The organism is Thiomicrorhabdus cannonii (genome assembly GCF_013391695.1).
GTDB lineage: Bacteria > Pseudomonadota > Gammaproteobacteria > Thiomicrospirales > Thiomicrospiraceae > Thiomicrorhabdus > Thiomicrorhabdus cannonii.
The window spans coordinates 231,011-255,182 of record NZ_JACBGH010000001.1 but is presented as its reverse complement, the minus strand read 5'-3'; the positions used below and the strand labels follow the sequence as shown (position 1 = coordinate 255,182).

The window sequence follows — 24,172 nt, the reverse complement described above, 5'->3', positions numbered from 1 at the left end:
TTGAAAATAAAACGCTACTTTGCTCCGACGATGCGTCAAGCCATGTTATTGGTGAGAGAGGCGCATGGTGATGATGCGGTCATTCTATCGAGCCGCACCACGGACGAGGGCGTCGAAATTGTGGCCGCTTCTGATCCTGAAGCGCAAGCTTATCAGCAGCAAAAACAAACTCAACAGGCCGGTAGTAGTTTTGTTTCTCCTGAAACCCCGCTGTATGGCCGCCAAGAGAGCAAGCTCGACAGTGCGCCCGAGATAAGTCATATGGCGCAAGAGCTCAAAGCCATGCGTGCATTGCTGGAAAATCAGCTGTCGGGGTTGGCTTGGGGGCAGAGCGAGCAGGCCGACCCTCACAAGGTGTCGCTGATTAAGCGGCTGATGCGTCTGGGGATAGGCTGGGGCTTAAGTCAGAAGCTGGTTGAAAAGGTGGATACCCGATCAGACCTGGCCTGGTCAGAAATTTTACGTTCAATCGAGCGCCAGATTCCTTCAGAAGAGCGCGATTTTCTCGAACGTGGCGGCATTGTGGCTTTGGTTGGACCAACTGGGGTCGGCAAAACGACCACCATTGCTAAAATCGCCAGTCGCTTTGTGATGCGCAACAGCGCGAGTCAGTTGGCTCTGATTACAACTGACTGTTATAAAATTGGCGCCCAGGCACAGCTCAAGACATTTGCCGATTTGCTGGGCGTGCCGGTGCATGTCGTTAACTCCCAGGGTGAGTTGTATGCGCTGTTGGCGTCGTTAACGAATAAGAAGCTGATTTTGATTGATACGGCCGGCATGAGCCAGCGTGATTTGCAATTATCACAGCAGCTGACCACCACGCAGCAAGGGGTCAGCAGTGTCCGTAATTACTTGGTTATTTCCGCCGCGACACAGCTGAAGGTGATGCAGGATATCATCAAGTCATTCAGCCAGGTGGGATTGCAGGGGTGTATTCTGACCAAGGTGGATGAGGCCTTACAGCTTGGCAATATTTTGACGGTATTGATTGAAGAACAGTTACCGCTGGTTTATATGTCCGATGGACAGCGTGTACCAGAGGATTTAATGCCTGTTAAGGTGAGTGAATTGATTGACCGGGCAATGGTGTTAGGACAGCAAAATGCGTCCGCAGATTATGAAGAGAGTGCGCTCCGTATGGGGATGGGAAAGGAGATATCTGATGCTCAATGATCAGGCAGCAGGCTTGCGAGCAATGCAATCCAATCAAGTGCAAACGCCTAAGCCGTCAGGCAAGCCGGTTCGTGTGATTGCCGTGGCCAGTGGCAAAGGCGGGGTGGGTAAAACGAATGTATCGGTCAACCTCGGTATTTCGCTGAGCAAATTGGGCAATCGTGTGTTGCTGATGGATGCGGATATGGGCTTGGCCAATGTCGATATTATGCTGGGTCTGCAAACTCGCTATAACCTGGCGCATGTGTTGGATGGTGAAAAAACGCTGAAGGAAGTCATTGTTGAAGGGCCTGCCGGTTTGAAGATTATTCCTGCCGCTTCTGGAATCCGACGCATGGCGCAGCTCACAGCCATGGAGAACGCCGGCATTATTAATGCGTTTTCCGAGCTCAACGGCGAGTTGGACGTTTTGATTATCGATACGGCCGCCGGTATTGCCGACAGTGTGGTGAGTTTCTGCCGTGCGGCGCAGGAAGTCGTGGTGGTGGTGACGGACGAACCTGCCTCCATTACGGATGCCTATGCATTGATCAAGGTATTGAGCCGGGATTATCAGGTGTCGCGTTTCAGACTATTGGCGAATATGAGTCGTTCCGCGCAGCATGGACGGCAATTATTTGAGAAATTGGCACGTGTCAGCGAACAATTTTTGGACGTAACCTTGGATTATCTGGGGAGCGTGCCTTATGATAATGATCTGCGTGAAGCTGTGCAGAAACAGGTGCCGGTGACGATCAGTTACCCAAACAGCGCCGCAGCCAAGTCGTTTAAGGAGATGGCTTACGCGATTGATTCATGGCCTGTGCCGCGAGGGGCGACGGGGTACCTGCAATTTTTTGTGGAAAGTCTTTTTCAATCAGGTCACTAGGAAGGTTGCATGACTGGAGCAAACGCTTATACTTCCATTCAAAAACAGGCTGTGCAGCGTGTTGAGATGGATTTGGAGCAATATCTGCCACTGGTGAAGCGTATTGCTTATCACCTGAAAGGGCGCTTGCCGGACAGTGTGTTTGTCGAAGATTTGATTCAGTCAGGCATTATTGGCTTGATTGAAGCCATGCAGAAGTTCAGTCCGGATCAGGGGGCGAGCTTTGAGACCTATGCCGGGATTCGCATCCGTGGAGCCATGCTCGACGAGATTCGCAAAGGGGATTGGACGCCCCGTTCGGTGCACCGCAAATCCCGTGAGGTGAGCGAGGCTATCAGCCGGGTTGAAGCGCGCAATGGTCGAGAGGCCAAGGATGACGAAATTGCTATGGAGATGGGTATTTCAGTGATGGAATACCACGCGATTTTGCAAGATACCAATAGTGCGCAGCTGTTGTCCATTGATGAACCGGACCATGAGGAGCTGGCAGAGGAGCGCATGGTCGGTTCGCTGATGACGCCTTTTGCCGAGTTGGCGGAAAATGGTTTCCAAGAGGCGTTGGCCCGGGAGATTATGGCGTTGCCGGAAAAAGAGAAGCTGGTCATGGCACTCTATTATGATGAAGAATTAAACCTCAAAGAGATTGGCGAAGTGCTCGATGTGAGTGAGTCGAGAGTCAGTCAGATCCATAGTCAGGCGATCAAGCGCCTGCGTTCGCGTTTGGCGGATTGGATGTAGAATTTATTAGATTTTTAAAAATGTGAAAAGTTGACGGTTAAGGAAACGAGATGCAAATCAATAGAGATATTAATATTTTGGTCGTGGATGACTTTTCAACCATGCGTCGTATTGTAAAAAACCTATTAAAAGAACTCGGTTTTAGCAAGTTTGATGAGGCTGATGACGGTGCGACGGCTTGGCCAATGGTCAAAACCGGTAAATACGATTTTATCGTGAGTGACTGGAATATGCCGCAAATGACAGGTATTGATCTTTTGCGCCATGTCCGTGCCGATGAAAAATTAAAAGACACGCCCTTTTTGCTAATCACCGCCGAAGCCAAGCGCAGCCAGATCCTCGAAGCTGCGCAGGCCGGGGTGGACGGATATATTGTGAAGCCTTTTACGGCCGCCACACTGAATGAAAAAATCCAGAAAATATTCGAGCGTGTTGCGGAAAGACAAAAAGCGCAATCTTAATATTTATTGTAGATTACGATGATAATAGAAACCCCAAAGCTGTAACTGCGTTTATAGCCTGGGGTTTTTTTATGGCCAGAGGAAAAGAAGCATGAAGCAAATTGATAAGCAAATCGTATTAACCTTATTGGATGCCGTCGAGCAGGAAGATCAAGGACGTGTGGCGGATTTGTTGGATGAATTGACCCGTATCCGTGAAACGCAGATTTATCAACAGTTGGAAGCGTTAACCAAGAATTTGCACGAAACTTTAGACGATCTTGAGGTGGATGCGCCGATCCTGCTGCATGCGAAGCATGATTTGCCGGATATTGCTGAACGTTTGCAGTATGTGATTCATGAAACGCAGGCGGCGAGCGGTAAGACATTGCAGGCGGCCGAAAATCTTTCTGAATTATTGGAGGAGTTGACGCTGGCAGATGATGTAAGTCTGGAGGCTGCCAAGCAGTTAAAACAGCAAATGAATAGTGAGCTGACGAACATTATGTTGGCGCAGTCCTTTCAGGATTTGACCGGTCAGGTATTAAACCGTGTGATTCTTATTGTGACGGCGCTTGAAGAGAGTCTGAAAAACTTGATTGAACGTTCCAAGCACGATTTTGAAAAGATTCCGGAGCGCCGCTATTCCGAAGAGGAGCAGAAGGCTCAGGAGAGCAAAGGGATGGGGCCGAATGTTACCCGCGACTCGAAACAGGGTGCCTTGGATTCTCAAGAGGATATTGATGATTTATTGAGTGATCTAGGGATTTAAGCGGCTTTAAGGCTATGCAGATAAGAGGGTATGGCACATTGATTGCTAATAGATTTGCACTGAATTTGGAAGGCATTCCAAAAGTGAATGTGCAACGCGATAGCGAGAAGAGGTACTGATTGTGGATGAGGATATTTTACAGGACTTTTTGGTAGAGGCCACGGAACTGGTCGATCAGCTGAATGAGCAGTTGGTCGATCTGGAGCAATCTCCAAGCGATCGGGACCTGCTTAATGCCGTATTCCGCGGGTTTCATACGATTAAAGGCGGCGCGGGATTTTTAGGCATTACGCCGCTGATCGAAGTATGTCACCGTGCTGAAAACGTGTTTGACAAGATACGCAATGGCGACGTGGAATATGATGCGGTCGCGGCAGATGTGATTTTGCGTGCTTTCGATGTCATTTCCGATTCAATCAATCTGCTCAATGAGGGGCATAGAGAACTGCCCGAAAATAACCCGACGTTGTTAAAAGAGTTGGACGCCTTAACGAAAGGGCAGTTAGCCGCGCCGGTCGCTGAAGAGGGGGCTTCTCAGCCTAAATTATCCTTGCCGGCCGATGTCGATCCGGATGGCGATATGACCGACGATGAGTTTGAAGCCTTGCTCAATCAGCGTGATCAGTTAGAGGGTGGAGCAGGCGTTGCAGTCTCTCAGGCAGAAAAAGCGCTACAGCTACCCGAAGGGCTGGATCCGGATGGTGAAATTACCGATGATGAATTCGAAGCCTTGCTGAATCAACGTGATTCTCTGGATACCTTGCATGTTGGCGGAGTCGCGCAAACGCCGAGTTTACAGCTTCCGGAAGGAATGGATCCGGATGGCGAAATTACCGATGATGAATTCGATGCTTTGCTGAATCAGCGGGATTTGCTGGAAATGTCAGCCATGACTGAGCCTGAAGAGGAAATCCCAGTGATGAAGCCAGTGGCAAAACCTGCCGTCGCCAGAGCGCAAGTTGCCAGTGATGACGATGAACCCGTTTCTAGCGGTGCCAGCAAAGCTCCGGCCAAGCCAGGTACGACGGAATCGACCGTGCGGGTCGATACCAAACGTTTGGATGAGATCATGAACCTGGTGGGTGAGCTGGTGCTGGTACGCAATCGCTTGCTAACCTTGCGCACCACCCAGGCAAGCGGCGAAGAGCTCTCCAATGCGGTGGCCAATTTGGATCATGTCACCACTGATCTACAGACGTCGGTCATGAAAACGCGTATGCAGCCGGTTAAAAAAGTGTTCGGCCGGTTCCCGCGCGTTGTTCGCGATTTGGCCCGCAAACTGGGCAAGGAAATCGAACTTGAATTGCGTGGCGAGGAGACCGACCTGGATAAAAACCTGGTCGAGGCTCTGGCGGATCCGTTGGTCCACCTGGTGCGTAATTCGGTGGATCACGGCATTGAAATGCCGGCAGATCGCATTAAGGCCGGTAAGCCTAAAAAAGGTACAGTCATTTTGGCTGCCGAGCAGGAAGGGGACCATATTCTGCTGTCCATCACCGATGACGGCAAAGGCATGGACCCGGATGTTTTGCGTCGCAAAGCGGTTGAAAAAGGCATGCTGGACGAAATGACGGCCAACCAGTTGGACGACAAGGCGGCATTTGAATTGATTATGTCTGCCGGTTTTTCGACCGCGGAACAGATTAGCGATATTTCCGGACGCGGTGTGGGAATGGATGTCGTCAAAAGCATGATTACCAAGCTGAACGGCAGCATTGACATTCACTCCGTTTTGGGCGAAGGAACGCGCATGAGTATTCGCGTGCCTTTAACCTTGGCGATTTTACCAACCCTGATGGTTTCCTTCGGAGAGGACAACTACGCTATTCCGTTGACCAGTGTGCAGGAGATTTTTGATTATGAAACCGGCAAAACCAACAAAATCGACGGTCAAATGATGGTGAGATTGCGCGAGAAGAGTATTCCGCTGTATTTTCTGACGGAGTGGTTGGCGCCGGAGAAGGTGAAAGACGATTATGCAGGCGATAAGGTCGTGATTGTGACCATCGGTAACCAGCGTGCCGGTTTGGTGGTGGAGCAGGTTAACGGTCAGGAAGAGGTTGTCATTAAACCGTTGGGTATGATGCTCAAAAAAGTCGCCGGCTATGCGGGCGCAACCATTACGGGGAATGGCAGTATTGCCTTGATTTTGGATTTACCGGGTGTTATCCACCGCTTTCAGTAATTGAGGGAGTTCTTTATGAATTTAGATGCAAGACAAAAGCTTTCATCGTTTCAGGCGGTAGATGCAGGGCTTGATGATGATGGTGCCTATGCAGGTCCGAGCGCACGTTGTGTGCTGTTCACACTGGAGGACGAGATTTACGGCATTTACGTGAAGAAAATTCGTGAAGTCCTGCGGGTCGGCAAAATCCGCCAAGTAGCGGGTACGCCGTCGCATGTGCTGGGGGTTATCAACGTGCGCGGCGTGATTGTGACGGTGGTTGATACCCGTACGGTTTACGGCATGCCTAGAAAACCGGTTACGGATCTGTCGCGTATTATCATTGTCGAGCTTGAAGAGGAGCAGACGGTTGGGATGATGGTGGACTTTGTGATGGAAGTGCGCGACATCCCCGAAAGCCGTTTTGAAGCCTTATCCTCTACTAAGGAAAATGCATCCCGCTACATTCAAGGCATTGCGCATTATCAGAACAACGTGATTATTCTGATCGATGTGGACAACATGATGATGAAGCTAGCTTGATGGCGGAGGTGTTTGTTTGGCTTGCGGCGGCGATTTTTCGCCGAGCTGATAGGCAAACACAAGCACCTGAGCCACGGCTTCATACAAAACTTGCGGAATTTCCTGATTGAGTTCTACCTGGCTCAATAATGAAACCAGTTCCGGATCCTGCTGAATCGGAATCTGATGCTCGCGAGCCAATTCGATGATCTGCTCGGCGATGTGACCGCTGCCTTTAGCGGTGACGATAGGGGCTTTTTCACCATCATACTGGAGTGAAACCGCTATTTTATCCGCCAGAGTCGATGCCTTTTTTTTCTGATCGCTCACGTTGAACTCCTCAGATGCGGCTTGTACCCGGCCTGTTGAGAATTTTTATGCCAGCAACAAGGCGTCGTTTAATCCCAGTTTTTTGGCAGAAGAGGCGATCAGCTCGTTCGTCTGTTGCCAGCTGACCTGTTTGTCATTTTCCTGTGCCGCGTTGATGAGGACAATAAGGGCCTGCAAGCCGCTAGTATCCAGCGTTTCGACACTGGTGCCGTCAATTAGGATGGCGTCGCCAGCGCTCTCAAAACGCTCTTGCAGTTCAGAAAAGGTTTGCCCGATGGTGTGAATGGTCAGTGTTTCCGGAAGGGTAATGATATCAGCCATGGAATGTCCCTTTATAAGGATTTATAAGGATGGTTGGTCTGCATGAACACAGCCGCGCGGGAATGGATCCCCTTGGATGCGGCTGTTTGATGGAATCAATTAAAGCACGCGGCCGATAACGGAAAGCAGTTTTTCAGGGCTGAAAGGTTTTACGATCCAGCCAGTTGCGCCCGCTTCTTTGCCTTTGGTCTTCATGTCACCGGAAGATTCGGTGGTCAGACACAGGATGGGGGTGAACTTATAGTTCGGCAGGGCGCGTAATGCCGTGATGAGCTCGATGCCATTCATGTTCGGCATGTTGATATCGGTGACAATCAGGTCGAATTGATTCTGCTTTGCCAAATCCAAAGCCATCACACCATCCTCTGCCTCTGTCACATCGTGCCCGGCTGACTTCAGCGACATGCTGACCATCTGGCGCATTGATTTTGAATCGTCTACGGCTAGGATTTTTGACATTGTTTTTCTCTCACACTCTAAAAATTAAAACGTAACTTTACTTAAATTTGGTTTGCTCAACAATAAGCATTATTCGCGATTCAGGCTTTTTCTGATGCGCGCCAGGATTCCCTCATTGATCAGTTGGTTGACATTCAATACCACGATCATCTTTTCCCCGACCGTGGCCAATCCGTTTACGTAATCGGTATGGATGGTGCCTTGCATGTCCGGCGAGGATTGAATCTCTGATTTGTTGAGGGTGTATACGTCGGAAACCCCGTCGACCACCAGCCCGATGATTTTTTGGGAGCCCGAAACGTCTTCGGCGCGAAGAATAATCACGACCGTCGATTCGTTATAGGTGATGTTTTCTAAGCCAAAACGAACGCGTAAATCGATAATGGGAACAACGGCGCCACGCAGGTTGATCACGCCCATGACATAGCCGGGGGTATTCGGGATGGCGGTGGTTTTTTCCCATCCTTTGATTTCCTGAACCGTCAGGATATCCACCCCATACTCCTCTCTACCAAGAATAAAGCTAAGAACCTGATCGTCGTGGCCTTTTTTCTGGCCGATTTGCTCTTGAACTGCATTCAGATTGGTGTCCATACTGAGTTACTCTATTTGGATTAAAACAATTAGGGGTAAAGTACCTTATTCAACTAAAAACGTCTAGTCCGGGATGGCTTATTTTACTGTAAAAACCAGGCTGGACGCTAAGGTTTTGTTTATTCACGAGGCGGTGTTCAGGCCTGCCGGGTAGGGTAGCAAGCAAATATTGCACCGAAGTTAAACTTTGATATCGATTAAGGCGACGCGGGTTGCGAAATCCGATTGTTTGGGCTTTTGCGGCAGGATCTGTGGCGGGGGAACGTGCAGACCGAGTGTTTGCAGCTGCTCGATCAGTATCGGCAGTTTGGTCTGTATGGCAGCTTCGAGCGAGCTGGTTTCGCACCAAATTGAACAATACAGCGTCTCTTTCGATTCGTTCAGGGTGAGTTTAAAAAGGCTGTCGGATTGGTTGATTTCCAGCTCCACAAGTATCTCCCAGAGCGTTTGTTGCGGATAGCGCTTTTGGTAGATGCCCACTTGTATCGGTTTTATTTCGCCCTGTTGCTGAAAGGGCAGTTCAAGATTAACTAATTCGGGGTGTTCAAATGATTGCAGTTGCTGCAATGTGATTTTATTGATGCCTTCTGCAAGGGCTTTACCGAGGTGTGCCAATAGGCTGGCGTTGGGGGAAGCCGGCGGTTCCTGCTTGATGAGCTGTTGCAGCCGGAGTAATTGAGCCTTGGTGTCGTTGGCAAGGTTGCCCGAGTCGGCTTTGAGCAGTTTGTTTTCAAGTAGCAATCCGCTGTTGCTGAGCGCCTCCTTAAGGCGCTGGCCGTTGAGGTTGGCGCCCGGTTTTAGGAGTTGTTCCAGCAGTTGGCCAATGACGGTCTGTATGTTCTGAGAAAGGTTCGGGGCGTTTTGCAGCTGCTGCAACACCTGAGTGATGGGTTGCTGATTGGCCAGCAGTTGTTTGTACTGGTTTTGCAGGGCGGCCTGTTGAGAATTTAAGACTTCACTCTGGAGATTCTGGGGGGCTTTTGGGGGAACGGTTAAAACTAACGACGGGTGGGTTTGCTTGACTTCGACTTCCAGAGGCCCGGGTTTTAACTGTGGTCCTTTTAAATCGGCGGTCAGCGTCTGGTTACCCAGGGTGATGACGGCTTGACTGCCTTGGATTTGTGTCACGTTGATGGTTACCAATTGCCCAGCCTTAAGGCCCGAAAGCAGCGGAGAGCTGGTGTTCAGGCTAAGGGTGTTGCCGCTAGCAGTGTTAGGAATGGTAATCATCGGGCAAAAATTTTATTTTACGTTTGCATGAATAAATTAAAATAGGCCGTCGGCGTAACAAGACGAAGACGAACGTAAAGACAAAATAGCGTGACAAAATAGAGTCGAGCCTCTGTGGCTCCATCCGTTTAATCCCATTAAGGTTACTATAAATCATGAGTGATAGAGAATTTGAATTTACTTCTGATGATTTTGCCAGAATCAAGAAGATGGTTTATGAGTTTGCCGGGATCGATTTGAACGAATCGAAAAAGAACCTTGTCTACAACCGGTTGTCTAAACGCATTCGTATTTTGGGGCTCAATACCTTTAAGGCTTATTTAAATTATGTCGAAGAGCAGGGGGAGGCCGAGTTTGTCAACCTGATTAATGCAATCACCACAAACCTGACCTTTTTCTTTCGGGAAAATCACCATTTTGATTATCTTGCCAATCAGGTGATTCCGATGCTGCTTAGCGCGAATCAGTCGAGTAAAAAGATCCGCATCTGGTCTGCAGGCTGCTCAACCGGGGAGGAGCCTTATTCAATCGCCATTACGTTGAAAGAAACGGTTCCGGCGGGCTGGGATGCCAAGGTGATTGCCACCGATTTGGATACCAATGTGGTGGATACCGCGCGAACCGGCATTTACCCGTTGGAGCGCCTGAAAGGCGTGAGTGAAGAGCGTAAGAAGCGCTGGTTTCTGAAAGGCGGTGGGGCGCAGAGCGGGTTTGCCAAGGTCAAGCCGGAGCTGCAGTCGATCATCGATTTCGGGCAGATCAACCTGATGAATGAGTGGCCTTTACGTGAGCAGGTTGATGTGATTTTTTGCCGTAACGTGGTGATTTATTTCGACAAGCCGACCCAGGCCAAGTTGTTTGATCGCTATGCGAATCTGTTACCTTCTCATGGCCACCTTTTCATTGGACATTCAGAATCTTTATACAAAGTGTGTGACCGGTTTGAACTGATCGGTCAGACCATTTACCGGAAACTTCACTAGGGCGGCGACGCTTTTGGGGATTGAATAATATGACGAAAATTAAAGTGCTTATTGTGGATGATTCTGCACTGGTCAGAAAAATGCTACAGGAGATGCTCTCTTCTGATCCTATGATCGAGGTGGTCGGAACCGCTTCTGACCCGTATATGGCACGTGAAAAAATCAAGGAGTTGCATCCGGATGTCCTGACCTTGGATGTGGAGATGCCGCGCATGGATGGCGTGACCTTCCTTAAAAATTTGATGCGATTGCATCCGTTGCCGGTGGTGATGGTGTCAACCCTGACGGAAAAAGGGGCGGACGTGACCTTTGAGGCACTGGATCTGGGCGCGGTCGATTTTGTGACCAAGCCCAAGATCGATTTGGTGAACACGTTCGAGGACTACACTCATGAAATTTGCGGCAAGGTGAAAGCGGCATCGCGTGTGACGCGTACCATGCTGGAGCGTCAGTACGCCCGTTATACGGCTAACGCCGATCGCAAGCAGGTGGTATTGAAGCCTGTGCCTGCGGCGTTAAACATTTCGGAGAAGTACACGGCAGACGCCATCCTCGAAAAACGCGGTTTCAACAGCCGTCATTTTAGAACCTCGGACAAGATTATTGCGCTGGGCGCTTCAACCGGTGGAACGGAAGCGATTAAGGAAGTTTTGATGAGACTGCCGGCATCCACCCCTGGCATAGTGATTACACAGCATATTCCTGCAGCCTTTAGTCTGCCTTTTGCAAAGCGTATGGACTCGGTGTCTGAAATGTCTGTGACCGAGGCGGAGGACGGCCAGCAGATTCTACCGGGGCACGTTTATATCGCGCCGGGGGATAAACATCTTTTGGTGGAGCGTGATGGCGCGCGTTATATTTGCCGCCTGCATGACGGCCCGCCGGTCAATCGCCACAAACCGTCGGTAGATGTGATGTTCCGTTCGGTGGTGCAGAATGTCGGCCCCAATGCGATCGGCGTGTTGTTGACCGGTATGGGGAATGATGGTGCGCAAGGGCTTAAAGAGCTGCAATCTGTAAAGGCGCCGACCATTGCACAAGACGAAAAGACCAGTGTGGTTTGGGGGATGCCGGGTGAAGCAGTCAAGCTTGGGGCCGCCGATAGCATCCTGCCTTTGGAGGCGGTGGCTGCAAAAATTCTTGAGCTGGCCGCCAGATAGCGCAGCCGCGATTCTTTGAGTATGGATGTGCTGTTTTTATGTACTGGCACATTCCATGCTTTTCTATTCAGTGCCGGTTTAACTCGGCATTTCACGATGCTGATAACGGGATGGCGTTCATAACGGATGTCATTCATCACAAGTGTCTTAAAGATTTATAGTGAAGGAAATCAACATGCTTCAAATCCTCAAGTCTTATTGGACGGCATGGCTTATCACGGTGCTGGTGATAGCGTTGAGTTTATTTGATGTGCCGTTTGCGGCACCGATCGGCGTTTTCGTCGTGTCATTGCTGTGGACATTTATGGTGGCAAATCTTGCCGGATCTGCAGCGGCAGCTCCGCTAGAGAAGGAACAGCCGTCAGCCAAGCCGGCGGCGGGAACCGTGGTTTCCATCGCTGTTGTCGATGAGTCATTGCAAGCGGTTGTCAGCGATTACGAAGGCGTCATCAAGCGTGAAATTGATGTGATTAACGAGGAGTTGGCGCAGGTTAAGGAATTGATTGCCGAAGCGATTGATACCTTGAACGACAGTTTTGCAGGGTTGCATGAGCAGACGCAGGCCGAGTACAAAATGGTGTTATCGCTTCTGGATAACTTGGGAGGCGATGGTTCTTCCGAACAGATGAGTGTGCAGCGTTTCTCGGCCGATATTAAGGCGATTTTGCAATACTTGATCGATTTATTGATGAATGCCAGTCAGCGTAGTACCCAAACGGTCAATAAAATCGACGACATGGTCGGGCAGATCGAGGCTATTTTTACCCTGTTGGAAGACGTTAAAGGCATTGCCGACCAGACCAACCTGTTGGCGTTGAACGCCGCCATTGAAGCAGCGCGTGCCGGTGAAGCGGGTCGAGGGTTTGCGGTGGTCGCCGACGAAGTACGTAAACTGTCGCTGAACTCGAACCAGCTTAACGAACAGATTCGCAAGCAGGCGGAAAAGGCCCGCGGTACGGTCGATCAGGTCAGACATATTGTCAGTGAAACCGCCACCAAGGACATGGAACATGCGGTTTCGTCGCAGTCCAAAGTGAATGGCATGATCAATGGTCTGGAGGAAATGAATTCTGGTATCTCCGATAAGTTGGGTGATGTTTCCGGCATTATTTCCGAGATTGAGGTCAATGTGTCCAATGCCATGCGTTCACTGCAGTTTGAGGATATCGTGCGTCAGTTGGTTGATCAGGTAATCCATCACTTGATGCATTTGGAGGATTTTTCCGGCAAGGTCAGCAAATTTCTCGAAGAGAGCGCCGTATTGCCTGTGAGTAACGAAAGTGAGCATCAGGAGCGTATCGACCAATTGAAACTGGTTATCCAGCAGCAGCGGGAGTATATGGAAAGCAACCGTATGCGCCGCGTTCAGGCCGATAGTATGGATGAGGGTGATGTTGATCTTTTCTAGGGGCCGTTACCGCATGGTGATGGATAACACACTGTTTAAAAGGGGTATCCATATTTTGTGATTGATAAGTTGATGATGATTAAAACCACGAAGAACGCGAAGAGTACGAAGTTTTCTTAAGTAGTTGATATGCCTTATTAAAACTCATCTTGTTGATTTTAAATGTTTTTAAAACGGCTTTAAAACACAAAAATAACACCAACAACTGATTAACGCTCAAAGTCTTCGTGCTCTTCGTGTACTCTGTGGTTCAATAAATCAATCATAAAATGTGGTTACTCTTTAAAAGATAAACGGGGTCATTTGAAGATCCCGGACAGATGATCGCTGACAATGATCTCTAAATGGCTTCTTCGACGAAGCCATTATTTCTTATGAAGAGCCACAGGCTGTGGCAAAGCGGTTTCTTTCTCATCGAATGAATGGTCGCCCGCCATTCATCGCTCTTATTCAGGAAGGCATCATGCCGCCCATTTTGTCGTTCCATAAGCTGCCGAAAAGCAGGCTGAAGAAAATGCCGGTAGCGCATACAATGTACCAGTAACGGCGCAGTTGCTTGTCTCTTGCCGTCTCCTCGTCGGGCCGATCCTTAAAGAAAACAAACATCAAGCCAATGGCGCCGATAAAACCCGCGATATTGGCGAAATAATGAATATGGGTCAGCATGGAGGCGATGCCGAGTCCGAGGATAATGGCATAGGTGATTAAAAGTGGTGTCATGTCGATCGTTCCTGAATAAATAAAACAAGCCAGCGGTATTGTATTGAATTTAAACGCGAGCCGTAAGGGCTAAGGTACATACAACGTTAAATCAGTAGCGAATTTAAGGGAATAACCATGTATAAACTTTGTTTTTTTGTGCCGACGTCACATCTCGAAACAGTCAAACAAGCGGTGTTTGCGGCGGGGGCCGGTAGGATCGGGCAGTATGACTGCTGCAGCTGGGAGGCGTTGGGCACAGGACAGTTCCGGCCATTGGAGGGCAGTCGGCCTTTTATCGGTTCGCAAAACGAAGTCGAGCGGGTGGAGGAGTACAAGGTGGAAATGGTCTGCGAAGATGCATTGATTGCCGCCGCAGTTAGCGCGTTACTCAAAGCGCATCCTTATGAAACTCCGGCTTACGAAGTTTATGCGCTGGCGGATATTGCCTTATAAGTTTGTTTTATTAAATGTGTTAAAGTGGCTTTATATCAGGGGTTGCTAATGACCATTAGATGCATTTATTCATGCGCAAAATTAAACAGGGATAATTAATATAAGAAAATGTTGATGTGTTAAGTAAATCGCATTACTATGAACTCGTTGTTTAACCAACACTCCTCTTGAAGAGCAACTTCATTTAAACCCGGTTCAATGTAACCGGGTTTTTTTTGTCCTGATAACAGGGAAAGATTATTCCGCTTTAGCGAATGAAATCAGTTCAATGGTGAAGACCAGCGTTTCGTTCGGGCCGATGCGGTTGCCGGCGCCTTTCTCGCCATAAGCCAGTTCAGCAGGAATATAGACCTCCCATTTTGCGCCGGCGTTCATCAGCTTAAGCGCCTCCTGCCAGCCTTTGATCACGTTGCCCATCTGAAACTCAATCGGTGAACCGCGTTCGAAGGAACTGTCAAACACCTCGCCGTTCAGCAAGGCTCCCTGATAGTTGGCGACGATCTTGTCGTTTTCAGTCGGAGAGGGACCTTTACCTGCGGTAATCACTTTATACTGCAGGCCGCTGGCGGTGGTTTTAACGCCGGGTTTGGTTTTGTTTTCCGCCAGGAAAGCCGCACCGGCTTTGGTATTGGCTTCTGCCTGCTGTTTATGGGCTTCAATCTGCTTTTGCATCATCGCTTTTTTCACTTCATTGACGGCTGTTTGCATCTCTTCTGGTGTCAAGCGCAAAGGCTTTTGATTGAAAGCGTCCTGCATACCCAGTGTCAAGGCCTTGATATCGATTTGCAGGCCTTGCTGTTGCATGTTTTTGGCCAAATCCACGCCCAAGGTGTAACTGGCTTTTTGCTCGGTGGTTTGCAGGGCGGGTTCAGCCGCATAGGCCAGTGACGTTGCGCTCATTCCCAGAGCAAGCCATAACGCTTTTTTCATTCTTTCATCCTTGTTTAAAGTCAACAGGCCGGGTATCGGCCAGGTAATTTCAGGGTAAAAAAAACCACCGCATGACGGTGGTTTCAATCTTGGTTAACCCGATTACAGGTTGTCCAGATATTTTTCTGCATCCAGCGCCGCCATACAGCCCGCACCAGCGGAGGTGATGGCTTGCTTGTATTGCTGATCCATCACATCCCCCGCAGCGAAAATGCCTGGAATGGAGGTTTGGGTGGCATTGCCGTTCAGACCGCTTTGCACTTTGAGGTAGCCGTTGATCATCTCCAGCTGACCTTCAAAAATGGCGGTGTTCGGGGTATGACCGATGGCGATGAACACACCGGCCACATCGATTTCCTTGGTTTCGCCGCTTTGTGCATTTTTAATACGCACGCCGGTCACGCCCATTTTGTCGCCCAACACTTCGTCCAGCACGCTGTTGAATTCGATGTTGATATTGCCGTTTTCCGCCTTGTCGTGCAGGTGCTTGGCCAGAATCTTCTCGGAACTGAACTTGTCGCGACGGTGGATAATGGTCACTTCGGCGGCAATGTTGGAAAGATAAAGCGCCTCTTCAACAGCGGTATTGCCGCCGCCGATGACGGCAACCTTCTGATTGCGGTAGAAGAAACCGTCGCAGGTGGCACAGGCGGAAACGCCCTTGCCTTTAAAGGCTTCTTCGGAAGGCAGGCCAAGGTATTTGGCGGACGCACCGGTGGCGATAATCAATGCATCACAGGTGTATTCGCCGGCATCGCCGATGAGTTTAAACGGCTTTGAAGTCAATTCGGCGGTATGGATATGGTCGAAAATGATTTCGGTGCCAAAACGCTCGGCATGTTTTTGCATGCGCACCATCAGATCCGGGCCGGTTAGGCCTTCAGGGTCGCCGGGCCAGTTGTCCACTTCGGTAGTGGTGGTCAGCTGTCCACCCTGCTGCATGCCGGTAATCATCACCGGTTCCAAATTGGCGCGGGCTGCGTAGACCGCGGCCGTATAACCAGCCGGACCCGAACCGAGGATAAGGAGTTTGCAATGTCTTGTTGCCATGACGTGTCCTTTTTTGTTGTTTTAAAACGCCGTTTTGTCTACCGCAATGTTGTAAAACCGCGTTGTAATCTTATAAGTTATTCACTTTCGCACTGTGCTAAAATTCTAACAGCTTTTACTGGATAAACTAGCCTTTTGCGGCCATTTTCATTGTTAAACCTACTTATTATCTAACTTATTATCCAATTACCACCAAGTCTGCTATAGAGAATCGATTCGCTCAATGACCTTTAAGCCCGTTAAAACATCCGATGCCACCACCTCATCCGCCGGACCCTCCGCCGCTTCACAGACAAAAGGGCGCTTTAACTGGGTGCTCAAGGATGCGCTGGTGCTGAGCTGTATCGGGTTGGCGTTCTTTCTGTTTATTGTGCTGTTCAGCTACAACCCGAATGATCCGGGATTCGATACCGCCGGCAGCGTGCATGAACTTAAAAACTACGGTGGCAAAACCGGGGCGTGGCTGGCGTCCATCATCCTCTATGTGTTCGGTATTTTCGGGTTTCTGATTCCGTTCGGTATCCTGATGGCCGCTTGGGTCACGCTGAAAGTCCGTTCCGGCAGCGATCTGGATTATGTGCGCTTTGGCCTGAGTCTGTTCGGTTTGTTGTTGCTGATTTCCGCCGGGGCGGGACTCGCCAATCTGTATATGCAGCCGCAGGGCGGCATGATTGAACTGCCGTATTCGGCCGGTGGCGTGTGGGGGTATGAATTCAGCAACTGGTTGGTGGAAGGTGTGGATCTCTTGGGGGCGACCTTGACGTTGCTGGTGCTGTTTGCCATCGCCTTTAGTCTGTTTACCAGCTACTCCTGGCTCACCATTATCGAGGTCACCGGTCGGCTGGCATGGCAGGCGGGCGAGTATGTGTCGGCGCAATTCCAGGATAAGGTGTTGGAATCGGAGCGTTTTGCCACGCTTAAACAGCGCGCCTTGAGACCCAACGTAAGCCCAAACTTGAGCCCAAAAACGGTCACAGAAAACTCAGCAGGCCGGGTGGTGATTCAGCCGCGCATCCAGACCAGTGTTGCCGCAAATTTAGAAAATACCGCAGAAAAACCCGCTGAAAAAGTCAACAGGCCGGCTCTCGCCAAGGTGCTGGATGTGTTTAAAAAATCGGATAACGCCAAAGCGGCGCCAGCCGCACCAACGGCGCAGGGTGCGCTTAAGGAGCCGGAGCACCGCATCAATGACGACGATCTGGCCGACTTGCCGTGGGAGCAGGATGAACCCTCCTTGGATGACGACACTCTGCCAGGCGCGGTGGCAGCCGAGTCTTCGCCTGCGCCTTTGTCGCATGTCAAAGTCGGCACCCGCCAAAAACCGTCCAGCGCCATGCCGGTGGTGCAGTCGGGCGATCTGCCGGGCCTGGAGCTGCTGAATCCGCCGCCGGAATACGAAGAGGGCTTCTCGGCCGAAGACCTCACGGCGCTTTCGTCGTTGTTGGAACAGCGCCTACTGGAGTTCGGCGTGACGGTGAAAGTCGAATCGGTGCAACCCGGTCCGGTGGTCACGCGCTTTGAAATCCTGCCGGCGCCCGGTGTCAAGGTCAGTCAGATCAACAATTTGGCCAAGGATTTGGCGCGCGTCTTGTCGGTCAAGTCGGTGCGTGTGGTGGACGTGATTCCCGGCAAAGCGTTTGTGGGGATCGAGATTCCGAACGAGCAGCGTGAGCTGGTGAGTTTCCGTGAGGTGCTCTCCTCGGACGAATTCCAGCGTTCGGTGTCGCCGCTGACCGTGGCGCTTGGCAAGGACATTGCCGGCAAACCGGTGGTGGCCGACATCGCCAAAATGCCGCACCTGCTGGTGGCGGGAACGACAGGTGCGGGTAAATCGGTCGGCGTTAACAGCATGATTTTGAGCCTGCTTTACAAGAGCCGTCCGGATCAGGTGCGGTTGATTATGGTCGACCCGAAAATGCTGGAACTCTCCATTTACGAGGGCATTCCGCATCTGCTGACGCCGGTGGTCACCGACATGAGCGATGCCGCCAATGCGCTGCGCTGGTGTGTGTTTGAGATGGATCGCCGTTATCAGCTCATGGCCAAGGTCGGGGTGCGCAATATCGCCGGCTTTAACGAGAAGGTGCAGGCAGCCATCGACAAAGGCCAGCCGATGATTGATCCGCTCTATCAGCAGGTCGCCAATTTCGGCCATGAGCTCGGCGAGGCGCCGCCGACCTTGACGCCGCTGCCGTATATTGTTGTGGTGGTGGACGAGTTTGCCGACATGATTATGGTGGTGGGTAAAGAGGTGGAGCAGCTGATTGCGCGTATCGCTCAGAAAGCGCGTGCCGCCGGGATTCACCTGATTCTGGCGACGCAACGTCCGTCGGTCAACGTGATTACCGGCCTGATCAAAGCCAATATCCCGACGCGTATCTCCTTTATGGTGAATACCAAAATCGACTCGCGCACCATTCTCGACCAGGGTGGGGCCGAGCAGTTGCTGGGCATGGGCGATATGCTCTTTATGCCGCCGGGTTCCGGTTCGCCCAAGCGGGTGCATGGCGCCTTTATGACCGACGAAGAGGTGCATCGCGTTGCCGAATTCATTAAGTCGCAGGGCGAGCCGCAATATCTGGAGGTCATTACCCAAGGCCATAGTAGCGATGGCGGTGGCGATGAAGGCTTTGACGATGCCGAGCAGGACGCGCTTTATGACGAAGCGGTGGCGTTTGTGATTCACGGCCGCCGCGTGTCGGTATCGCTGATTCAGCGCCGTTTTAAAATCGGTTACAACCGCGCGGCACGGATTGTCGAGGCGATGGAGTCGGCAGGGGTGGTGTCGCCGATGCAGGCCAACGGTAACCGTGAAGTCTTGGCACCTAAAAATCAGGATTAAGAGGGTTTTATTTGTGATGAAGTTTTCATTCAAAGGATGGTTGCTAGCCGGCCTGTTGAGTTTTTCCGGGCTGGTTTTTGCCAATCCGTTGCAGGATTATGTCAACCAGTTGAAAACCTTCAGCGCCGATTTCCGGCAGATTCAGCCGGATGAGGAGAAGTTTCAACTGAACGAGTCGTTTGGCCATTTTGAGTTGCAGCGTCCGGGTAAGCTGGTGTGGCAGTACCGCAAGCCGCAGCCGCAGAAGATTGTGGTGGACGGCATCAATCTGTGGGTGCAGGACGATGATTTGGAGCAGGTCAGTGTGCGCCCGATCAACGACATCAAGGCGGAAATTCCGTTGAGCTGGTTGCTGTATGACGAGCCGATCGAGAGCCGTTTTACGATTATCCCTGCCGGAAACCGCAATAATATGGAGTGGTTTAACCTCAAACCCAAAGAGGCGACCTATTTCCAGAGCATCGAAATCGGCTTGAAGGACGGACAGATGCAGGAAGTGTGGATGTATCAAGGGCCGGACAATATCACCAAGGTGCGCTTTAGTCAGATCGCCATGAATCAAACGCTGCCGGCGCAAACCTTTGTGTACCGCGCGCCGGCCGGTTACGACTTGCTCGGCCAGCCGGGTTATGCGCAGCCTTAAGCTGATTGAGCCAAGCCGATGAGTCTTTACCAGCCTTTGTCCGACCGTTTGCGCCCGACCCGTTTGGACGAGTATGTGGGGCAGTCGCATCTGCTTGGTGCCAACCGTGCGTTGTCGCGCATGTTTGCCAGCGGCAAGCTGCACTCCATGGTGTTCTGGGGGCCGCCGGGTACCGGTAAAACGACCTTGGCGCTCTTGATTGCCAAACAGTCCGATCTGCAGTTTATTAGTCTTTCCGCGGTGCTGGACGGCGTTAAAGAGGTGCGCGCCGCGGTGGAACAGGCACGTTTGCACCGCGAGCAGTTCAAACAGGGAACCCTATTGTTTGTGGATGAGGTACACCGTTTTAATAAGGCGCAGCAGGACGCCTTTTTGCCGTTTGTGGAAGACGGCACCTTTATTTTTATTGGCGCGACCACCGAAAACCCATCGTTTGAATTGAACAATGCCTTGCTGTCACGTGCGCGCGTGTATGTATTGCGCTCCTTGGACGAGGACGAGCTGGCGGAGATTCTGGTGCGCGGTGTGGCCTTGTTGTCGGCCGATTTGCAGCAGGCGGACGGTCAGACGTTGCAGATTGAGGACAAGGCCAGAGAGCTGTTGATTCAGGCGGCGGACGGCGATGCCCGGCGCTTGCTGAACCTGCTGGAGCAAGCGGCGGATTTTGCCGAAGCGGTGGAGGGGCAACCCGGCCTGTTGAGTTTATCGGCCGACCATTGCCGCGAAGTGGTGCAAGGCGGTGTGCGCCGCTTTGACAAGGGGGGTGAAGCCTTTTACGATCAGATTTCGGCATTGCATAAATCGGTGCGTGGGTCCGATCCGAATGCGGCGCTCTATTGGTTGGTGCGGATGCTGGACGGCGGAGTCGATCCGCGTTATCTGGCTCGCCGTCTGATCCGCATGGCCAGCGAAGAGATCGGCAATGCCGACCCCAAGGCGTTGCAGTTGGCGGTGAACGCCGCCGAGGCGTATGAGCGTTTGGGTTCGCCGGAAGGGGACTTGGCATTGGCGCATGCCGCGACCTACCTGGCGGTGGCGCCCAAGTCCAACGCGGCTTATATGGCGTATAAAGCGGTTTTGAAAGATGTTAAAGAGCACGGTTCTTATGAAGTGCCGTTGCATTTGCGTAATGCCCCGACTAAATTGATGGCGGAGTTGGATTACGGCAAGGGTTATCGTTATGCGCATGACGAACCGGAAGCCTTTGCGGCAGGCGAGTGTTATTTTCCGGAAGAGATGGCGGAGCGCGATTACTATCAGCCGGTGGAGCGCGGTCTGGAAATCAAAATTGCCGCCAAGTTGGCGCATTTGCGTGAATTGAATGCCCATGCCATTTTTAAGCGTCGGGACGAACATTAAGCGTTTGAGTGAGAAGGGGAAGCCATGTTGGGTATGACAGGACTGGGTTGGACAGCGATTGCCGCAGGCGGCGCTCTGGGAGCCGTGTCGCGCTTTGCCATGTCGCACCAGGTCTACCAGTGGTTGGGACGTGATTTTGCCTGGGGAACGCTGTCGGTCAATGTGCTCGGTTCGTTTTTAATGGGCTTCCTGGCGGTGTTGTTGGTGGATAAGTTGGGCGCCTCCAACGAGTGGCGTGCCTTTTTTATGGTGGGCTTTTTGGGCGCCTTTACCACTTTTTCGACCTTTTCGTTCGAGACCTTGCAGTATTTGCAGGTGGGTGAGCTTTCCAAAGCGGTGCTTAATATGGCGGTGAGCTTTGTCGCCTGTTTGTTGGCGGTGTGGTTGGGCTTTATCGCCGCACGGCAGTGGGTGCTGTAAAGCCTGTGAATCCTCGTTGCTTTTTGATGTTAGAATAATCCGCAATTTTTCAACCGTTTTCGAATTTTATTAATTTAGAGAATCAGCATGTTAGACGCAAAGCTATTGAGAACCGAATTGCAAACCGTTGCGCAAAGATTGCAAACCCGCGGGTTTGCATTGGATGTGGCGCGTATCGAAGCCCTGGAGGCGCAGCGCAAAGACCTGCAGACTAAAACCCAGGATTTGCAGGCCGAGCGCAATAGCCGCTCCAAAGAGATCGGCAAGGCCAAAGCACAAGGGCAGGATATCGCCCCGTTACTGGCCGCGGTAGAGGATTTGGGCGCGCAACTGGAAGCCGCCAAACAAGCGTCTGATGAAGTTCAAGCCACATTGGAAGAGCTGTATGCCGGCATTCCGAACTTGCCGCATGCGTCAACCCCGGTGGGCAAGGATGAAGAGGATAATGTCGAAGTGCGCAAGTGGGGCACGCCACGCCAGTTCGATTTTGAGGTCAAAGACCATGTCGACCTGATGGAAGCACGCGGTTGGTACGACAACGATGCGGCGGTCAAAATCGCCTCGTCGCGCTTCTCGGTGTTGAAAGGGGCAATGGCCAAACTGCAGCGCGCGTTGATTCAATTTATGCTGGATACCCACGCGGAAAGCGGTTATGAAGAGGTTTATGTGCCTTATCTGGTCAACCAGCACAGTTTGCGCGGCACGGGCCAGCTGCCGAAGTTTGAGCAGGATTTGTACAAGCTGGGTAAACATGAAGAGCACGACACCAACGACCGCGACATGTATCTGATTCCGACGGCCGAAGTGCCGATCACCAACCTGTTCCGCGATGAAATCATTGACGAATCGCAGCTGCCGATCCGTTTGGCAGGGCATACGCCATGTTTCCGTTCCGAAGCAGGGTCTTACGGGCGTGATACCAAAGGCTTGATCCGTCAGCATCAGTTCGAGAAAGTCGAGATGGTGTTGATTGCCCATCCTGAAAAGTCCTATGAATTGCTGGAGGAGTTGACGCAGCAGGCGGAGAAGGTATTGCAGAAGTTGGAACTGCCTTACCGTGTGATGTCGTTGTGTTCCGGCGATATCGGCTTTTCGTCCGCCAAAACCTACGATTTGGAAGTTTGGCTGCCGGGTCAGCAGGCTTACCGCGAGATTTCGTCGTGCTCCAACTTCGAAGACTTTCAGGCGCGTCGCCTGATGGCGCGTTACCGTGCGGGGCAGGATAAGCCGCAGCTGGTGCATACCCTGAACGGTTCCGGTTTGGCGGTAGGCCGTACCCTGGTTGCCGTATTGGAAAACTACCAGAATAGCGATGGCACCATCACCGTTCCGGTTGCTTTAAGACCGTATCTGGGTGGCACAGAAGTCCTGTAAATCGACTTCAGTCAATCGCTTAAAACTTGGTGAACCCGGCCTGTTGAAAATTCAGCAGGCCGGGTTTTTAGTTTTTTGATGGCTATTCATTGAATACATACAGCACTGCACTGAGGTTGTGGATGTGTCCGTCGACAACTTCTATCCCTTCTTGTTGCAGCAGTGCGATTTTGGCGGCTGTTCCCGATGCATAACCGCCGACTTCACCATCGCTTTTAACGACACGGTGGCAGGGCACTGTCACTAAATCCGGATTCTTGGAAAGAATCTGACCAATCGCCCGATACGCTTGGGTATCGAGCGCCTCGGCCAGCAGCTTGTAGGTGGTGACCTTGCCGGCCGGAATGTTTTTTAAAAGCGCATAACAGCGTTGCGACAGGTCGGATCGGGTTTTCATGGCGGTGATGTTCCTGCTCGAATGGGTTGGCTCACGGGTTTATTGTTGATTTTAGAGGCTGAAAGAAAATTTTCAAAAATATCGCAAAAAATCCCGTCGGGATGCTTGCAAAATTAGGCTGACCCTCTATAATACGCCACATCAAACAAAGGTGGACTGGCTGAGTGGTTGAAGGCGGCGGTCTTGAAAACCGTTGTAGGTTTATAGCCTACCTGGGGTTCGAATCCCTAGTCCACCGCCATTATTCTTAGAACCCGCAATCGAGAAATTGATTGCGGGTTTTTTTATATCTGCGATTTTTGTCATGATGCGATGGGTAAAGACACAACAGGATGACGGGGCCTTATGGGGTTTTGTGGCGCTAGGTGCCGATCAAGCGCTTGCGGTTGATTTTGTTGAAAGCCGTGACGGCCTGCCGGGGATAGATTATCAGCACTGTCTTGTCGATATGCTGAAATGGGAGGCTTATTGGCGGCAGGAACCTTGTAATTATGTGCCGGATGATCTGGCTGATTTTCCAACCTCCTGCTGTGAGGATGATGCGGCCTATGAGGCGGAAATCGAATCTCATCGCGTCAAAATAGCGCGTTGGGTGGGGCAACATCAATTGACTAGCGAAATTCCTGCCGTCTGTTTTGAGGCCGCGTTTTCGGATATGGGTCATCTGCGGATCCTGCAGGGCAGGCACCGTCTGGTGTATTTGCGGCAACTGGGGTTGCCGGCGTTTGCCGCCGCCATTCCCAGGCAACGCTTGCCGGATTTTATGGCACTCGGACTGGTTGTGGAACAAGCTGTGGATAAGGTGTGAAAACTGCATGTTTGCGGTTTTCTATCGAG

The 24,172-nt window shown here is 51.2% G+C and carries 26 protein-coding genes and 1 tRNA gene; 18 read left to right on the top strand and 9 right to left on the bottom strand.

Annotation, left to right across the window (positions count from 1 at the left end):
- The 7 genes from flhF (at window position 1) to HZ297_RS01275 (ending at window position 6,701) form a co-directional block, all read left to right on the top strand.
- Window positions 1-1,176 carry a flagellar biosynthesis GTPase FlhF gene (flhF, locus tag HZ297_RS01305; RefSeq protein WP_178861148.1) on the top strand — a complete coding sequence of 392 codons (1,176 nt, stop codon included), beginning with the start codon at window positions 1-3 and terminating at the stop codon, window positions 1,174-1,176.
- The gene (locus tag HZ297_RS01300; protein ID WP_178861146.1) at window positions 1,166-2,044 is read left to right on the top strand and encodes a MinD/ParA family protein; all 879 of its coding nucleotides are present in this window, start codon (window positions 1,166-1,168) and stop codon (window positions 2,042-2,044) included. The genes flhF and HZ297_RS01300 overlap by 11 nt, the downstream gene beginning before the upstream one ends.
- A gap of 9 nt (window positions 2,045-2,053) precedes the next feature.
- On the top strand, window positions 2,054-2,782 hold the full coding sequence (locus tag HZ297_RS01295) for an RNA polymerase sigma factor FliA (protein ID WP_178861144.1): 729 nt from the start codon (window positions 2,054-2,056) through the stop codon (window positions 2,780-2,782).
- A gap of 50 nt (window positions 2,783-2,832) precedes the next feature.
- Window positions 2,833-3,243 (top strand): chemotaxis response regulator CheY, encoded by a 411-nt coding sequence (locus HZ297_RS01290; protein WP_218644503.1) that lies wholly within the window; start codon window positions 2,833-2,835, stop codon window positions 3,241-3,243.
- A gap of 91 nt (window positions 3,244-3,334) precedes the next feature.
- On the top strand, window positions 3,335-3,994 hold the full coding sequence (locus HZ297_RS01285) for a protein phosphatase CheZ (RefSeq protein WP_178861141.1): 660 nt from the start codon (window positions 3,335-3,337) through the stop codon (window positions 3,992-3,994).
- 121 nt (window positions 3,995-4,115) lie between these two features.
- The gene (locus HZ297_RS01280; RefSeq protein WP_178861139.1) at window positions 4,116-6,179 is read left to right on the top strand and encodes a chemotaxis protein CheW; all 2,064 of its coding nucleotides are present in this window, start codon (window positions 4,116-4,118) and stop codon (window positions 6,177-6,179) included.
- 111 nt (window positions 6,180-6,290) lie between these two features.
- Window positions 6,291-6,701: a chemotaxis protein CheW gene (locus HZ297_RS01275; RefSeq protein WP_343034743.1), complete on the top strand. Its 411-nt coding sequence runs from the start codon at window positions 6,291-6,293 to the stop codon at window positions 6,699-6,701.
- Here the strand turns inward: HZ297_RS01275 and HZ297_RS01270 are convergent.
- The 5 genes from HZ297_RS01270 to HZ297_RS01250 all read right to left on the bottom strand — a co-directional run bounded on the left by HZ297_RS01270 (window position 6,693) and on the right by HZ297_RS01250 (window position 9,512).
- A complete protein-coding gene (locus HZ297_RS01270) occupies window positions 6,693-7,010 on the bottom strand; it encodes an EscU/YscU/HrcU family type III secretion system export apparatus switch protein (RefSeq protein ID WP_178861135.1) in 318 nt (105 codons plus the stop codon). The genes HZ297_RS01275 and HZ297_RS01270 overlap by 9 nt on opposite strands.
- Window positions 7,011-7,055: 45 nt before the next feature.
- A complete protein-coding gene (locus HZ297_RS01265; protein ID WP_178861133.1) occupies window positions 7,056-7,331 on the bottom strand; it encodes an STAS domain-containing protein in 276 nt (91 codons plus the stop codon).
- Window positions 7,332-7,430: 99 nt separating this feature from the next.
- The gene (locus HZ297_RS01260; protein WP_178861131.1) at window positions 7,431-7,790 is read right to left on the bottom strand and encodes a response regulator; all 360 of its coding nucleotides are present in this window, start codon (window positions 7,788-7,790) and stop codon (window positions 7,431-7,433) included.
- Window positions 7,791-7,859: 69 nt separating this feature from the next.
- Entirely contained in the window at window positions 7,860-8,384 is a 525-nt protein-coding gene (locus HZ297_RS01255) for a chemotaxis protein CheW (protein WP_178861129.1), read from the bottom strand.
- Between the two features lie 180 nt (window positions 8,385-8,564).
- Window positions 8,565-9,512 (bottom strand): hypothetical protein, encoded by a 948-nt coding sequence (locus HZ297_RS01250; protein WP_178861127.1) that lies wholly within the window; start codon window positions 9,510-9,512, stop codon window positions 8,565-8,567.
- A 257-nt stretch (window positions 9,513-9,769) separates the two neighbouring features.
- Here HZ297_RS01250 and HZ297_RS01245 point away from each other — a divergent pair, with 257 nt between their 5' ends.
- From HZ297_RS01245 to HZ297_RS12100, 3 genes are all read left to right on the top strand, one after another.
- Window positions 9,770-10,597 (top strand): CheR family methyltransferase, encoded by an 828-nt coding sequence (locus tag HZ297_RS01245; RefSeq protein ID WP_178861125.1) that lies wholly within the window; start codon window positions 9,770-9,772, stop codon window positions 10,595-10,597.
- Window positions 10,598-10,626: 29 nt separating this feature from the next.
- The gene (locus HZ297_RS01240) at window positions 10,627-11,757 is read left to right on the top strand and encodes a protein-glutamate methylesterase/protein-glutamine glutaminase (protein WP_178861123.1); all 1,131 of its coding nucleotides are present in this window, start codon (window positions 10,627-10,629) and stop codon (window positions 11,755-11,757) included.
- Window positions 11,758-11,932: 175 nt separating this feature from the next.
- Window positions 11,933-13,165, top strand: coding sequence for a methyl-accepting chemotaxis protein (locus tag HZ297_RS12100; RefSeq protein ID WP_178861121.1), 1,233 nt, complete (start codon window positions 11,933-11,935; stop codon window positions 13,163-13,165).
- 450 nt (window positions 13,166-13,615) lie between these two features.
- On the opposite strand, the gene HZ297_RS01230 is transcribed toward HZ297_RS12100, so the two are convergent.
- Entirely contained in the window at window positions 13,616-13,885 is a 270-nt protein-coding gene (locus HZ297_RS01230; RefSeq protein WP_178861119.1) for a hypothetical protein, read from the bottom strand.
- 117 nt (window positions 13,886-14,002) lie between these two features.
- On the opposite strand from HZ297_RS01230, the gene HZ297_RS01225 reads away from it, so the two are divergent.
- Window positions 14,003-14,320, top strand: coding sequence for a YqfO family protein (locus HZ297_RS01225; RefSeq protein ID WP_178861117.1), 318 nt, complete (start codon window positions 14,003-14,005; stop codon window positions 14,318-14,320).
- Between the two features lie 237 nt (window positions 14,321-14,557).
- Here the strand turns inward: HZ297_RS01225 and bamJ are convergent, their stop codons facing one another.
- Together bamJ and trxB are read right to left on the bottom strand one after the other, a co-directional pair.
- Window positions 14,558-15,250, bottom strand: a complete 693-nt coding sequence (gene bamJ, locus HZ297_RS01220; protein ID WP_178861115.1) for a BamJ family beta-barrel-assembly machinery protein — start codon at window positions 15,248-15,250, stop codon at window positions 14,558-14,560.
- Window positions 15,251-15,352: 102 nt separating this feature from the next.
- Window positions 15,353-16,300 (bottom strand): thioredoxin-disulfide reductase, encoded by a 948-nt coding sequence (trxB, locus tag HZ297_RS01215; RefSeq protein ID WP_178861113.1) that lies wholly within the window; start codon window positions 16,298-16,300, stop codon window positions 15,353-15,355.
- A 223-nt stretch (window positions 16,301-16,523) separates the two neighbouring features.
- Here trxB and HZ297_RS01210 point away from each other — a divergent pair, with 223 nt between their 5' ends.
- The 5 genes from HZ297_RS01210 (at window position 16,524) to serS (ending at window position 22,938) form a co-directional block, all read left to right on the top strand.
- On the top strand, window positions 16,524-19,142 hold the full coding sequence (locus HZ297_RS01210; RefSeq protein ID WP_178861111.1) for a DNA translocase FtsK: 2,619 nt from the start codon (window positions 16,524-16,526) through the stop codon (window positions 19,140-19,142).
- A 16-nt stretch (window positions 19,143-19,158) separates the two neighbouring features.
- Complete coding sequence (gene lolA / locus HZ297_RS01205) at window positions 19,159-19,785, top strand: outer membrane lipoprotein periplasmic chaperone LolA (protein WP_178861109.1); 627 nt, start codon at window positions 19,159-19,161, stop codon at window positions 19,783-19,785.
- 18 nt (window positions 19,786-19,803) lie between these two features.
- The gene (locus HZ297_RS01200; protein ID WP_178861107.1) at window positions 19,804-21,144 is read left to right on the top strand and encodes a replication-associated recombination protein A; all 1,341 of its coding nucleotides are present in this window, start codon (window positions 19,804-19,806) and stop codon (window positions 21,142-21,144) included.
- 33 nt (window positions 21,145-21,177) lie between these two features.
- Window positions 21,178-21,564, top strand: a complete 387-nt coding sequence (crcB, locus tag HZ297_RS01195; RefSeq protein WP_178861528.1) for a fluoride efflux transporter CrcB — start codon at window positions 21,178-21,180, stop codon at window positions 21,562-21,564.
- 87 nt (window positions 21,565-21,651) lie between these two features.
- Window positions 21,652-22,938 (top strand): serine--tRNA ligase, encoded by a 1,287-nt coding sequence (gene serS, locus HZ297_RS01190; RefSeq protein ID WP_178861105.1) that lies wholly within the window; start codon window positions 21,652-21,654, stop codon window positions 22,936-22,938.
- 82 nt (window positions 22,939-23,020) lie between these two features.
- Here the strand turns inward: serS and HZ297_RS01185 are convergent, their stop codons facing one another.
- Window positions 23,021-23,335 (bottom strand): MGMT family protein, encoded by a 315-nt coding sequence (locus HZ297_RS01185; protein WP_178861104.1) that lies wholly within the window; start codon window positions 23,333-23,335, stop codon window positions 23,021-23,023.
- 150 nt (window positions 23,336-23,485) lie between these two features.
- On the opposite strand from HZ297_RS01185, the gene HZ297_RS01180 reads away from it, so the two are divergent.
- Window positions 23,486-23,576, top strand: a tRNA-Ser gene (locus HZ297_RS01180).
- Window positions 23,577-23,639: 63 nt separating this feature from the next.
- Complete coding sequence (locus tag HZ297_RS01175) at window positions 23,640-24,143, top strand: hypothetical protein (protein ID WP_178861102.1); 504 nt, start codon at window positions 23,640-23,642, stop codon at window positions 24,141-24,143.
- The last annotated feature ends 29 nt before the right edge of the window (window positions 24,144-24,172 follow it).